Genomic DNA, 12,059 nt, shown 5'->3' with positions numbered 1-12,059 from the left:
CCATGGATGCCAAGCAGGACCTGACCGGCGCTGACGTGCTGGCCCACCTCGGTGCCGTGGTGGCCCAGCGCCGCGATGAGGGTGAGCCGGACAAGAGCTATGTGGCCAAGCTGTTTGCCAAGGGCCTGGACCACATCCTGAAAAAGGTGGGGGAAGAAGCCACCGAAGTGGTGCTGGCCGCCAAGGATGGTGACCCCCAGAAGCTGGTGTATGAAGTGGCGGACCTGTGGTTTCACTCCATCGTGGCCCTGGCCGCACTGAAGGTGGAGCCGGGCCTGGTGCTGGCCGAACTGGCACGCCGCGAAGGACTGTCCGGTCTGGAGGAGTTTGCGGCGCGGTCAAGGATGCCCACCTCCCCACAGACATCCCCACCAACAGCCCCATCCTTTCAGCCGCCAGGGCAGGGCGGCTGATTCCCCGGTGTTTCAACGCTGACAGTGTCAACAAAGGGAGCGTGCGATGAATGAGAACCTGAGCCTGAATGCCTTGCCGGCCGAAAAGCTGGAAAGCCTCAAGCAGTTGACGTTGATCGTCTACATCCTCCAGGCGCTGGGTTTCATGACGGTCATCACCAGCGTTGTTGCCATCATCGTGAATTACATCAAGCGCGAAGAGACCGAGGGCACGATCTATGCCAGCCACTTCACCTGGCAGATCCGCACCTTCTGGTGGAGCCTGCTGTGGGGCGCCCTGAGTGTGCCTCTCATGCTGATCGGGGTGGGGGTGGTCACCATGGCCATTGATGTCATCTGGGTGATCTACCGCCTCGTCAAGGGCATCCTGAACTGGAACGACAACAAGCCGATGCCGGTTTGAACACATCATGAGCCACGATCCCCACTGCATTTTCTGCAAGATCGTCGCGGGCCAGATCCCGTCGAAGAAGGTCTATGAAGACGACGAACTGCTGGTCTTTCACGACATCCACCCCTGGGCCCCGGTCCATGTGCTGCTGATCCCCAAGCTGCACATCACCAGCATGGCCGACCTGCAACCCGAACATGCCGGGCTGATGGGCCGCATGACGGTGCTGGTGCCCCGGTTGATGAAGGAATTGGGCGTGACCAACGGATTCCGCACGATCGTCAACACCGGTTCGGATGGCGGCCAGGAGGTCTTCCACCTGCACATGCACGCCATCGGCGGTCCGCGCCCCTGGTTGAAAGGCTGAAATTCGGCCTCATCTGGGCTGCAGACTCCCTCTGTCGGGGCATAAGTTGCTCATGCGGGAAGGGGTAGGTGCTGGCACAACGTGTTCGTGTCACGCAGGCCCACTAGAATTTGGTAATCCACTCAGGAGAATGTCATGGGTAGTATGAGCATCTGGCACTGGCTGATTGTGCTGGTGGTCGTCATCGCGGTGTTCGGCACCAAGAAGCTGCGCAATGTGGGCGGTGACCTGGGCGCGGCGGTCAAGGGTTTCAAGGACGGCATGCGTGATGGCGGCACCGGCAGCACCGAGACGCCGCCGCAGCAAGTGGCCAACGCCAACAAGGCCACCGATCCCAACACGGTGGACGTTGACGCCAAGCACCGCAGCTGAGCGTCCGCATGATCGATTTCGGCTTTGACAAGCTGATGCTGATCGGCGGTGTTGCGCTGGTCGTGCTCGGCCCGGAGCGTCTGCCCCGGGTGGCCCGTACCGTGGGCCATCTGCTGGGCAAGGCTCAGCGTTATGTGTCCGACGTGAAGGCCGAGGTCAACCGTTCGATCGAACTGGAAGAGCTTCAGAAGATGAAGAACCAGTTCCAGACGGCGGTGAACGACGTGGAAAACACGGTTCGGCAGGAAGTGGACTCGGCCCAGCAGGCCCTTCACTCCACCTGGTCCGACCTGGCGGTGGATGGCGGCTCGAACGAGTCGGCCATGGCCTATGAAGCGCCCGCGCCGGTCTACAGCCATCCCGGCAAGAACTGGCGGCTCAAACGGGGCGCCACGCCGCTCTGGTACAAGCAGCGGCATGGTGTGCGCCGGCACACCCAATCCGGCGCGGCTCGTGTGGCCCGCTTCCGTCCTCCACGCCGAGCTTCATGAGCAGCCCCCAAGACGACGCCTCCAAAGACGAACTGGCCGGTACCGAACAGCCTTTTGTCTCCCACCTCATGGAGCTGCGCGACCGGTTGATCCGCGCGCTGCTGGCCGTGGGCCTGGCCTTTGGTGTGCTCTGCCTCTATCCCGGCCCCGGCGGGTTGTTCGACCTGCTGGCGGTGCCGCTGGTGTCGAACCTGCCGCAAGGCAGCTCGATGATCGCCACCAACGTGTTGTCACCGTTCCTGGTGCCGCTGAAGATCACGCTGCTGGCCGCCTTCCTGGTGGCTTTGCCGGTGGTGCTGTATCAGGTCTGGTCCTTTGTGGCGCCAGGGCTGTACTCGCATGAAAAACGCCTGGTGATGCCTCTGGTGGTTTCGAGCACCTTGCTGTTTTTTGCAGGCGTGGCGTTCTGCTACTTCGTGGTGTTCGCCAAGGTGTTCACCTTCATTCAGAGCTTTGCGCCCAAGAGCATCACCGCCGCGCCGGACATCGAGGCCTATCTGGGCTTTGTGATGAACATGTTCATCGCCTTCGGTGCAGCGTTTGAAGTGCCGGTGGTGGTGGTGGTGCTGTCGCGGATGGGGTTGGTGACGGTGGACCAGCTCAAGCAGTTCCGCGGGTATTTCATCGTGATCGCCTTTGTGATTGCCGCCGTGATCACGCCGCCGGACATCGTTTCGCAACTGGCCCTGGCCATCCCGATGTGCATCCTCTACGAAGTGGGCATCTGGGCATCCAACGCCTTTGTGCGCTACAGCCGCGCGCCGGATGCGGACCCGGCTGAAAACGGCCAAGGCCCGAGCACCTGACCTCCTGCTGCTCCCGCTGCTCACTGCAACAGTGGGCGGCGGTCTTTCAGCGCCTGTTCATCCGGTCCGCACGCCCGGCTCACGTTAGCGTCTCACGCTTCCGGCTCACTCTTCCGGAGTTCCGTCTTCAGTCAGCGGCTTGCGCAAGCCCACCTGCAAGGGCAGCTTCAGGCTTTGTTTGCCGCGCTGCACCTGCAGCACCACCTGACTGTCCGGCTTGAGCGCGGCCACCACGTTGATCAACTCACGCGGCGTGCGCACCGGATGGCCGGCCACCTCGGTGACCACATCCCCGGACTCCACACCCGCCTTCGCGGCCGGGCTGGACTTGAAGACTTCCTTCACCAGCACGCCTTGCTGGACGGAGAGCTTCATCATCTCCACCACTTCCGGATTCACGTCGGCGGTGATGACGCCAATCCAGCCGCGGCTGACCTTGCCGTCCTTGATCAGCGCTTCCAGCACCTGGTAGGCCGAATCGACCGGGATCGCAAAGCCGATGCCCAGGCTGCCACCGCCGGTGCGGGAGTAGATGGCGGTGTTGATGCCCACCAGGCGGCCCTGCGCATCCACCAGCGCGCCGCCGGAGTTGCCGGGGTTGATGGCGGCATCGGTCTGGATGAAGTTTTCGAAGGTGCTCAGGCCCAACTGGGAGCGGCCCAGCGCACTGACGATGCCGGATGTGACCGTCTGGCCAACGTTGAACGGATTGCCGATGGCCAGCACCACATCGCCGACCTGCAGGTCTTCGGCCCGGCCGGGATGAATGACCGGCAGAGGAGGGGCCATCTCGATGCGCAACACCGCCAGATCGGTTTCGGGGTCGGTGCCCACCAGGCGTGCGGCGGTTTCCCGGCCATCGGGCAACTGCACCCGGATTTCGGTGGCGCCCGACACCACATGGTTGTTGGTCAGCACATACCCTTCCGGCGACACGATCACGCCGGAGCCCAGCCCGGTCTGCTGGCGCTGCGGAATGCGACGGCCGAAATGAAAACGCAGCCAGGGGTCGGCATCGATCTCGCGCTGGGTGAGGGCGGGTTTGTTGGCCAGCACGGCGACCACGGCGGGCGAGGCGGCCTGTGCGGCGGCGGCATAGCTGAACTGCACGGCGGCGCGCGGTGGTGCACCCACGGCGGCCGGCAGGGTTGCCAGCACTGAAGGCCCCTGATGCAGCCATTCCGGCTTCAGGGTGGCCACTACAAAATACCCCGCCAGCGCCACAGTGGTGGCCTGGGCGAAAATCAACCAGGTTTGACGCAATTGAGACCCTGTCATGGCACATCGCACGGAGCTGGAGCGGCTGCTCGCCGCCACGCTGGAACCCTCGCGCTTCAAGGATTATGGGCCGAACGGTCTGCAGGTTGAGGGCAGGGACGAGATCCGTCACCTGGTTTGTGGCGTGACGGCCAGCCTGGCCCTGATCGAGGCCGCCATCGAGGCGGGTGCCGATGCCCTCCTGGTCCATCACGGCCTGTTCTGGCGCGGCCAGGACGGCCGGGTGGTGGGTTGGATGAAGCAGCGGCTGTCCCGCCTGCTCACGCACAACATCAATCTCTTCGCTTATCACCTGCCGCTGGACGCTCATCCGGAGTTGGGCAACAACGCGCAGTTGGCGCGCCATCTCGGCTGGACGGCCGACGGCCACTTCGGCGAGCAGGACCTGGGCGCCATCGGCCAGTTGCCGCCGCAGTGGGGCGATCTTCCATCCCTGGCCCACCATCTGGAGCAACGCCTGGGCCGTGCCACGGTCCAGGCCATGGGGGACGGCCGGCCGCTGCGGCGGGTGGCCTGGTGCACTGGAGGCGCTCAGGGCTACTTCGAATCGGCCATCGCGGCCGGCGCGGATGTCTTCATCACCGGGGAGATTTCCGAGCCGCAGGCGCACTATGCGGCCGAGACCGGTGTGGCTTTCATCGCCGCCGGTCACCATGCCACCGAGCGTTACGGCGTGCAGGCCCTGGGCCAGCAAGTGGCCCGGACGCTGGGTCTGACCTGCCAGTTCATCGACATTGCGAATCCAGCATGAGCCGACCTCTGTTGATCACCATGGGCGACGCCTGCGGCATCGGGCCGGAGGTGGCGGTGGGGGCCTGGGCGGCCGACCGTGGCGCGGACCTCCGGCTGGTCGGGGATGTGGAGGTGTTTCGCCGCGCGGTGGAGATGCTGGGCCTGGCGCTGCCGGTGGCCCTGCTGGACACGCCGACCGACGAGCCGCCACCCGACTGCCTGCCGGTCTGGCAGCCTTCCGGCCTGCCGGACGGATTGCTGCGGCAGCCGCTGGGGCAGATCAGTGCCGTGGCCGGTGCCGCCGCTGCCCGCTGCATCGAGGCGGCGGTGGCGGAGCAGCAGGCAGGCCGTTCCAGCGCGCTGGTCACCGCACCGATCCACAAGGAGGCGCTGCATGCAGCGGGGGTGTCCTATCCCGGCCATACCGAGATGCTGCAGGCCCTGTGTGCCGATGCCCAGGGCCAGTTGCCGCCGGTGCGCATGATGCTGGCCAATGATCAGCTCCGCGTGGTGCTGGTGACCATCCATGTGGCGCTGCGCCAGGCGGTGGACCTGATCACCGCCGGGCGGGTGCTGCAGACCTTGCGCATCACCGATGCGGCGCTGAAGCGCTCCGGCATTGCGTCCCCCCGCATTGCGGTGGCGGGCCTGAATCCGCATGCCGGGGAGGGCGGTCTGTTTGGGGATGAGGAGATCCAGCACATCGCGCCTGCGGTGGAACAGGCGCGCTCCCTGGGCATCCACGCCAGTGGCCCGTTTGCGCCGGACACCATCTTCATGCGTGCCCGCCATGCCCCGCCTGCGCACCCAGGGGAATTCGACGCGGTGGTGGCCATGACGCATGACCAGGGCCTGATCCCGGTGAAGTATCTCGGGGTGGAGGACGGCGTCAACGTGACGCTGGGCTTGCCGCTGGTGCGGACCAGCCCGGACCACGGCACGGCCTTTGACATCGCCGGCACCGGTCGGGCCGACCCGTCCAGCATGCGGGCGGCCATCCGGATGGCGCGGCAGCTGAGCGGGTGACCCGGGCCGGGGCCTGCTGGGCTCCTGCCGGCCCCCTGCTACGCCCCAGCTTTGACGCTGGCGCTCAGCGCCGCCAGCTGCTTGCGCGCCCGCGCCGTGGCGCGTTCCAGCAGGTAGGCGCTTTCGAAGGCGCGCAAGCGGCCGCCCTCGCACATCTTGCGCAGCATGCGGGACGTCATCGTCAGCGTGCCGTGGTGGCGGTCGCCGTGGGTGAAGATGAAGAAGCTGCGGCCACCGCTGATGTGGGCCAGCCGCACCTTGATCCACTTGTTGTCGCGGTTCATCTGGTAGGCAAAACCCAGCTGCAGATGCTCCAGCAGCAATACGCCGGCGGCAGGCTCCGGGGCCTCTTCTGCCGGGGGCAGGCCGTCGATGCTGATGTCCACGGCCATCAGTGGGCCTTGCTCTTCGCCGCTCAGGTCGATGTCCACCTGGCCGTCCCAGTCCACCTGCTGCTCGTCCACCAGACCCAGGTGCTGCGCCTCTTCATCCGTCAGTTGCTCGCTCAGGTCCAGATCCAGCGGCGCATGGGCCGGCAGGTCCTGTTCCCGGGGCGGGGCAATGCCAAACACCGCTTCCAGCTGCTTGGCCAGCAGGTTGTATTCCAGCGGGCTCAGCGCCTGACCCTTGAGCGAGTCGGCATGGGCCGGCAGCAGCTCGGCGAAGAATTTCTTGCGCTCCGGCTCCGGCCAACGAACCAGGTCCAGCCCGTCGTTGAGCGTGCGCATCAGCACCGGCAGCGACGCCAGGAAGGCCTGGCGCTGCTGCGGCGAGGTCTTGGGCTGGACCGACAGGACAATGTCCCGGCCCATGTTGCGCAGGCGCTCCACCAGCCCGGCATCCAGGTCCGGATGGCGCGAGGCATGCACCAGCACCTGGCTCCAGGTCTTGGTGAGGAAGTCGCGCAGGAAGTCGCGCATGTCCACATTGGCCATGGCCTGCTGCAGCTGCTGCATGTAGCGCTGCTGCAGCCGCAACTCGGTTTCCTTGCGCTCCACCAGGCCGGCCGCGTCGCCTTGCGACTTGAGCGACTGGGCCGTCTGCTCTGCAATGAACTGCTCCAGCTGGTTCAGCTTGGCGTCATACAGATCCATGCGGTCGAAGTCGCCGCTGACGATGTCCTGGATGAGTTCCCGCACCAGGGCCAGGAAGGCCTTGCCCGGATCCTCATTGAAGTTGTCGTAGGCCGCCGCCAGCGAGGCGATGCGGTTGACCAGCCGGCGCACCGGATGGCGGCGCGAGGAGAAGAAGCTCCGGTCCCCCAGCGCGGCACGCAGCACCGGCAGTTGCAGCCGGGCAATCTGCTGCGACATCTGCGGCGGCAGCTTGGGGTCGGACAGAATCTGGTCGAACAGCCCGGCCACCACATCGATGACCATGTGGTCCAGCGAGCCGGTGGCCGCCTGGCGCAGCTCATCCCGGTGCATGTGGATGAGGTTGGGCGGCAACATGATCGGGCCGCCCCCCTCCAGCATCGGATTGCCGGCACCGACCGTGTCCCCTTCCCAGTGCTGCCACTGGCTGGGTGTGCCCATGCCCTGGCCCAGCGGCATGCCGCCGGTGATGGGGCCGCTCATGCCGCCGCTCAGGCCGCCACCCATCCCGCCACCAAGACTGGGCAGCGGGCTCTGCGCCAGCCGGCGCAGCAGGTCCATCAGTTGTGGGTCCACCGTGCCCACCACCGGGTAACCCGGTTGGAACGCGCCCTGGGCACTGTGGCCCCCCACCATGCCACCAGGGCCCCCCATGCCGGCGCCCATGCCGTGAAGGCCACCGGGGCGCGTAGGGAAACCCTGGCCGCTGAGGCTGTTCAGCGCGCCGGGCTGAGTGGCGTAACGGCTGTCCGTGCCCAGGGGGGCATGACCACTGTGACCGCTCGGGCCGCCCATGCCCCCCCGCAGGGAGTGGCCCCGCGAGTTGTCACCCGCCCGCACGCGCAGGTCCTGCGGCCGCAAGCCGCGGCTGCGGAACAGGCCGGCGATGTCGGCATAACAGGCCTTCATCTCCTGCGCCATGGCGCGCGTGAGTTCGTCGATGAGGATCTGGCGGGTGTCGTGATCGTCGGTGGCGGCGTACACCCCGTCGATCAAGGCCTGCGCAATGTTTTGAGGCCGCAAGGGATGGCGGTCTTCCTTGCCGGCCAGACCGGGGATGCTGCCGATGTAGCCATCCACCTCCCGAAGTTCCCATTCGCTCTGGTGACCGATGGCCAGACCGATCCGGTCGGCGGCGACCAGCGCATTGACCTGGTCGTCATCCATCAACGAGAGTTCATCCCACTGGGTGTTCTTCTGCAAGCCCGGTGTCGACGGCGCCTCGGTGTCCTCCGCCTGACGGCGCATGGACTGATCAAAACGCTGGGAAAACAGCGCCTGCTGCTTGCGGAAGATGAATTGAGCCGACAACAGGGCATCGCGCCGCTTGGCCTGTCCAGCGGACAGGGCGGCGAGGCCCAAACCTTCGGCGCCGCGCTCGGCGGCTTGTTCCACCGCGGAGCGCACGCGCTGCAAGGCCGCGTCGAGGTGGGAATTGAGACGGTTCATGAATGCATCTGGCGCGCATTGTGGTGACCACACCACAGCATGCAGTATCGTCCATGCCAGCCCCCCAAACGGGCGGGGCACGCACGGTCGTTGCGCAAAAGCTGACGTTTCTAGTGGGCTTTACGCTTTGTCACGAATCAACGCGTCACGAATTTCACGGAGCAGCTTGATGTCGTCCGGTTCCGGCGCGGGTGCGGCCGGTGCCGCAGGCGCTTCCGGAGCGGCCCGCTTGAGCCGGTTTACCTGCTTGATCATCAGGAAGATGATGAAGGCGAGGATGAAGAAATTCAACAGCACCGTCAGGAAACTGCCATAGGCAAAGAGTGGCACCCCCGCTTTGGTGAGGGCCTCATAAGTCATCGGGCCGGTGTAGTTATTGGGCGGGTTGCCCAGCATCACGAAGTAGTTGCTGAAGTCCAGGCCGCCCACGACTTTGCCCACGATGGGCATGATCAGATCCTTGACCACTGAATCGACGATCTTCCCGAAAGCGCCGCCAATGATCACGCCCACGGCCAGGTCCATGACATTGCCCTTGACCGCGAACTCCCGGAATTCAGTGAGAAAACCCATGCCGTGCTCCTGTTTGACCTGATTGACCTGAGCCAAGCATCCTAACGGGGATCGCGCCACGACAAATGTCAACTTGGTGCGCACATGCACATCGGTAGAGCGCCTTAGAGTCAAGCTAGTTTTTAGTGCCTAGAATCTTTGGTTGCCCCCTATCAGAAGTTCCCTTTAAGGACCCTCATGAGTGACCAACAAGTGGACAAAGGCAAGCGCAGCTGGATCATCGCCACCGGTTGTGCGGGAGCAGTAGGCGGTGTCGCAACAGCGGTCCCATTCGTCAGCACCTTCGCCCCGTCCGAACGCGCCAAGGCAGCCGGTGCTGCCGTCGAAGTCGATGTGGGGGGCCTGGCCCCCGGCGAGAAGCTCACCGTCGAATGGCGGGGCAAGCCCGTCTGGATCGTTCGCCGTACGCCAGACCAGCTCCAGGCCTTGAAAAGCAACGATTCCGACCTGGCAGACCCATCGTCCGATCGCAAGGCTTTCCCGATTCCCGACTACGCCAAGAATGAGTGGCGCTCGATCAAGCCGGAATACCTGGTGGTGGTGGGCATCTGCTCGCACCTGGGTTGCTCGCCGAGCGACAAGTTCCAGTCCGGGCCGCAGCCCTCGCTGCCGGACAACTGGCATGGGGGTTTCCTTTGCCCGTGCCATGGTTCCACCTTCGACATGGCGGGTCGTGTGTTCAAGAACAAGCCGGCCCCCGACAACCTCGAGGTGCCGCCCCACATGTATCTGTCAGACACCAAGCTGTTGATCGGTGAAGACAAGAAGGCTTAACCCGGACCCGAGGCAGACGACATGGCTGAATTCAAGGAAGCACCCGCCGGCGCCCCTGCAGGCGTCCGGTTCATGACGTGGGTGGACAACCGTTTCCCCGCGTCCAAGCTCTTCAAGGAGCATATGTCGGAGTACTACGCTCCGAAAAACTTCAACTGGTGGTACATCTTCGGGTCGCTGGCCCTGCTGGTGCTGGTCATCCAGATCGTGACCGGCATCTTCCTGGTGATGCACTACAAGCCCGATGCATCGCTGGCCTTTGCCTCGGTGGAATACATCATGCGGGACGTCCCTTGGGGATGGCTGGTCCGCTACATGCATTCCACGGGGGCTTCCGCCTTCTTTGTGGTGGTCTATCTGCATATGTTCCGGGGCCTGTTGTATGGGTCTTACCGGAAGCCGCGTGAGCTGGTCTGGATCTTCGGCTGCGCCATCTTCCTGTGCCTGATGGCCGAAGCCTTCATGGGCTATTTGCTGCCCTGGGGCCAGATGTCCTACTGGGGCGCGCAGGTGATCGTGAACCTGTTTGCCGCCGTCCCGTTGATCGGCCCGGACCTGGCGCTGATGATCCGTGGTGACTATGTGGTGGGCGACGCCACCTTGAACCGCTTCTTCAGCTTCCACGTCATTGCCGTGCCGCTGGTGCTGATCGGCCTGGTGGTCGCACACATCATTGCGCTGCACGAAGTGGGGTCCAACAACCCGGATGGTGTGGAGATCAAGGCCAAGAAGGACGCCCGTGGCGTGCCGCTGGATGGCATCCCGTTCCACCCGTATTACACGGTGCACGACATTTTTGCGGTGGGCCTGTTCCTGATCGTGTTCTCCTCCATCGTGTTCTTCGCGCCGGAGTTCGGGGGCTACTTCCTGGAATACAACAACTTCATTCCAGCGGACCCGCTGAAGACGCCGCCACACATTGCACCGGTCTGGTATTTCACCCCCTTCTATTCCATGCTCCGTGCCACCACCGATGTGATGGTGAAGGTGCTGTGCGTGTTGGTGGCTCTGGGGGTCTTCCTCACCCTGCTGAAGGGGCGCATGTCGGGGCTGATCAAGGCGGTGATCGCGGGTGCCGGCGTTGTCGGCATCGCACTGCTGCTTGCCATCGACGCCAAGTTCTGGGGTGTGGTGGTGATGGGCGGGGCGGTGGTCATCCTCTTCTTCCTGCCCTGGCTGGACCAGAGCCCGGTGAAGTCGATCCGTTACCGTCCGGGCTGGCATCTGGGTCTCTACATCGTCTTCGTGGTGGTGTTTCTGATCCTCGGCGTGCTGGGGACGCTGCCACCGTCGGACTTCTACACCCTCGTTTCGCAGGTGGGCACCTTGTTCTATTTCGGCTTCTTCCTGCTGATGCCGTGGTGGACACGCCTGGGCACCTTCAAACCGGTGCCGGACCGCGTCACCTTCCACCCGCACTGATGCACCCCGGAGTCGACGAATGAAAAAACTCATCGCTTTGCTGGTGACGTCCCTGGCTCTGGGAACGGCGCTGGTGCCGGCTGCTCACGCCAATGAAGGCGGCCCGGACTGGGACCGCTTCCCTGTCGCCAAGATGAACGACGTCGCCGCCCTGCAGCGCGGGGCGAAGATGTTCGTGAACTATTGCCTGAACTGCCATTCGGCGTCTTACATGCGGTACAACCGCCTGCAAGACCTGAACCTGACGGAAGATCAGATCAAGAACAACCTGTTGTTCGCCGGGGAAAAAGTGGGCGAAACCATGAAGGTTTCTCTCGATCCGAAGCAGGCCAAAGCCTGGTTCGGAGCGGCCCCGCCCGACCTCTCCGTCATCGCCCGCGCCAAGGCGGATGGCAGCAAAGGTTCGGGAGCCGACTACCTCTACACGTATCTGCGAAAATACTACCGGGACGATACCAAGGCCACGGGATGGAATAATCTCGTGTTCCCCAGCGTGGCAATGCCACATGTGCTGTGGGAGCTCCAGGGTGTCCGCACCGCCAAGTTCGAGGACCGACCGGATCCGCATGACCACAACAAGGTCACGCAGGTTTTTGCCGGTTTCGAGCAGGTGACCCCCGGGACGATGTCGCCGCAGGAATTCGACGAGTCGGTTGCCGATCTGGTGGCCTATCTCCAATGGATGGGCGAACCGGCCCAGGGGACTCGATTCCGCCTCGGCGTGGTCGTGGTGCTGTTCCTGCTGGTGTTTACCGTATTCGCGTGGCGCTTGAACGCCTCCTTCTGGAAGGACGTCAAGTAAGTCGATGACCCAGCTCTGGCTGGGTCCTCCCGCGCAGTGGGTGCCGCAAGGCTCCACTGCGTTTGCCTT

Annotated in this window: 14 protein-coding genes; 11 read left to right on the top strand and 3 right to left on the bottom strand. The window is 64.3% G+C overall.

Annotated elements, in window-relative coordinates:
* Positions 1-2 precede the first annotated feature (2 nt).
* The 6 genes from OU995_RS26070 (at position 3) to tatC (ending at position 2,840) form a co-directional block, all read left to right on the top strand.
* A complete protein-coding gene (locus tag OU995_RS26070) occupies positions 3-413 on the top strand; it encodes a phosphoribosyl-ATP diphosphatase (RefSeq protein WP_267833071.1) in 411 nt (136 codons plus the stop codon).
* Between the two features lie 46 nt (positions 414-459).
* Positions 460-816, top strand: coding sequence for a DUF4870 family protein (locus tag OU995_RS26065; RefSeq protein WP_267833070.1), 357 nt, complete (start codon positions 460-462; stop codon positions 814-816).
* A gap of 7 nt (positions 817-823) precedes the next feature.
* Entirely contained in the window at positions 824-1,171 is a 348-nt protein-coding gene (locus OU995_RS26060) for a histidine triad nucleotide-binding protein (RefSeq protein ID WP_267833069.1), read from the top strand.
* Positions 1,172-1,306: 135 nt separating this feature from the next.
* Entirely contained in the window at positions 1,307-1,543 is a 237-nt protein-coding gene (tatA, locus tag OU995_RS26055; RefSeq protein WP_267833068.1) for a Sec-independent protein translocase subunit TatA, read from the top strand.
* A gap of 8 nt (positions 1,544-1,551) precedes the next feature.
* The gene (gene tatB, locus OU995_RS26050) at positions 1,552-2,034 is read left to right on the top strand and encodes a Sec-independent protein translocase protein TatB (RefSeq protein WP_267833067.1); all 483 of its coding nucleotides are present in this window, start codon (positions 1,552-1,554) and stop codon (positions 2,032-2,034) included.
* The gene (gene tatC / locus OU995_RS26045; RefSeq protein ID WP_267833066.1) at positions 2,031-2,840 is read left to right on the top strand and encodes a twin-arginine translocase subunit TatC; all 810 of its coding nucleotides are present in this window, start codon (positions 2,031-2,033) and stop codon (positions 2,838-2,840) included. The genes tatB and tatC overlap by 4 nt, the downstream gene beginning before the upstream one ends.
* 105 nt (positions 2,841-2,945) lie before the next feature.
* Here the strand turns inward: tatC and OU995_RS26040 are convergent, their stop codons facing one another.
* The gene (locus OU995_RS26040; RefSeq protein ID WP_267833065.1) at positions 2,946-4,118 is read right to left on the bottom strand and encodes a S1C family serine protease; all 1,173 of its coding nucleotides are present in this window, start codon (positions 4,116-4,118) and stop codon (positions 2,946-2,948) included.
* On the opposite strand from OU995_RS26040, the gene OU995_RS26035 reads away from it, so the two are divergent.
* Both OU995_RS26035 and pdxA read left to right on the top strand, forming a co-directional pair.
* Complete coding sequence (locus tag OU995_RS26035; protein WP_267833064.1) at positions 4,117-4,869, top strand: Nif3-like dinuclear metal center hexameric protein; 753 nt, start codon at positions 4,117-4,119, stop codon at positions 4,867-4,869. The two genes, OU995_RS26040 and OU995_RS26035, sit on opposite strands and share 2 nt — an antisense overlap.
* Complete coding sequence (pdxA, locus tag OU995_RS26030) at positions 4,866-5,876, top strand: 4-hydroxythreonine-4-phosphate dehydrogenase PdxA (protein ID WP_267833063.1); 1,011 nt, start codon at positions 4,866-4,868, stop codon at positions 5,874-5,876. The genes OU995_RS26035 and pdxA overlap by 4 nt, the downstream gene beginning before the upstream one ends.
* Before the next feature lie 38 nt (positions 5,877-5,914).
* Here pdxA and OU995_RS26025 read toward each other — a convergent pair whose 3' ends face one another.
* On the bottom strand, positions 5,915-8,419 hold the full coding sequence (locus OU995_RS26025; RefSeq protein ID WP_267833062.1) for a DUF1631 family protein: 2,505 nt from the start codon (positions 8,417-8,419) through the stop codon (positions 5,915-5,917).
* 120 nt (positions 8,420-8,539) lie between these two features.
* Positions 8,540-8,992, bottom strand: a complete 453-nt coding sequence (mscL, locus tag OU995_RS26020; protein ID WP_267836389.1) for a large conductance mechanosensitive channel protein MscL — start codon at positions 8,990-8,992, stop codon at positions 8,540-8,542.
* 177 nt (positions 8,993-9,169) lie between these two features.
* On the opposite strand from mscL, the gene petA reads away from it, so the two are divergent.
* The 3 genes from petA to OU995_RS26005 are packed head-to-tail and all read left to right on the top strand — an operon-like array spanning position 9,170 to position 11,990.
* Positions 9,170-9,766 (top strand): ubiquinol-cytochrome c reductase iron-sulfur subunit, encoded by a 597-nt coding sequence (gene petA / locus OU995_RS26015; protein WP_267833061.1) that lies wholly within the window; start codon positions 9,170-9,172, stop codon positions 9,764-9,766.
* 21 nt (positions 9,767-9,787) lie between these two features.
* A complete protein-coding gene (locus OU995_RS26010) occupies positions 9,788-11,188 on the top strand; it encodes a cytochrome b (protein ID WP_267833060.1) in 1,401 nt (466 codons plus the stop codon).
* Positions 11,189-11,207: 19 nt separating this feature from the next.
* Positions 11,208-11,990, top strand: coding sequence for a cytochrome c1 (locus tag OU995_RS26005; protein WP_267833059.1), 783 nt, complete (start codon positions 11,208-11,210; stop codon positions 11,988-11,990).
* Positions 11,991-12,059 lie beyond the last annotated feature (69 nt).

This window comes from Roseateles sp. SL47, from assembly GCF_026625885.1.
Lineage (GTDB): Bacteria > Pseudomonadota > Gammaproteobacteria > Burkholderiales > Burkholderiaceae_C > Roseateles.
Note: the sequence above shows the minus strand (reverse complement) of the source record. Positions and strands in the feature narration are given on the sequence as shown.

Bases quoted from the DNA above. Each gene is read 5' to 3' on its own strand.
- pdxA (WP_267833063.1), top strand. From the start codon at position 4,866: ATGAGCCGACCTCTGTTGATCACCATGGGCGACGCCTGCGGCATCGGG.
- OU995_RS26025 (WP_267833062.1), bottom strand. From the start codon at position 8,419: ATGAACCGTCTCAATTCCCACCTCGACGCGGCCTTGCAGCGCGTGCGC.
- OU995_RS26040 (WP_267833065.1), bottom strand. From the start codon at position 4,118: ATGACAGGGTCTCAATTGCGTCAAACCTGGTTGATTTTCGCCCAGGCC.
- mscL (WP_267836389.1), bottom strand. From the start codon at position 8,992: ATGGGTTTTCTCACTGAATTCCGGGAGTTCGCGGTCAAGGGCAATGTC.
- OU995_RS26035 (WP_267833064.1), top strand. From the start codon at position 4,117: ATGGCACATCGCACGGAGCTGGAGCGGCTGCTCGCCGCCACGCTGGAA.
- petA (WP_267833061.1), top strand. From the start codon at position 9,170: ATGAGTGACCAACAAGTGGACAAAGGCAAGCGCAGCTGGATCATCGCC.
- OU995_RS26010 (WP_267833060.1), top strand. From the start codon at position 9,788: ATGGCTGAATTCAAGGAAGCACCCGCCGGCGCCCCTGCAGGCGTCCGG.
- OU995_RS26060 (WP_267833069.1), top strand. From the start codon at position 824: ATGAGCCACGATCCCCACTGCATTTTCTGCAAGATCGTCGCGGGCCAG.
- OU995_RS26065 (WP_267833070.1), top strand. From the start codon at position 460: ATGAATGAGAACCTGAGCCTGAATGCCTTGCCGGCCGAAAAGCTGGAA.
- tatA (WP_267833068.1), top strand. From the start codon at position 1,307: ATGGGTAGTATGAGCATCTGGCACTGGCTGATTGTGCTGGTGGTCGTC.
- OU995_RS26070 (WP_267833071.1), top strand. From the start codon at position 3: ATGGATGCCAAGCAGGACCTGACCGGCGCTGACGTGCTGGCCCACCTC.
- OU995_RS26005 (WP_267833059.1), top strand. From the start codon at position 11,208: ATGAAAAAACTCATCGCTTTGCTGGTGACGTCCCTGGCTCTGGGAACG.
- tatC (WP_267833066.1), top strand. From the start codon at position 2,031: ATGAGCAGCCCCCAAGACGACGCCTCCAAAGACGAACTGGCCGGTACC.
- tatB (WP_267833067.1), top strand. From the start codon at position 1,552: ATGATCGATTTCGGCTTTGACAAGCTGATGCTGATCGGCGGTGTTGCG.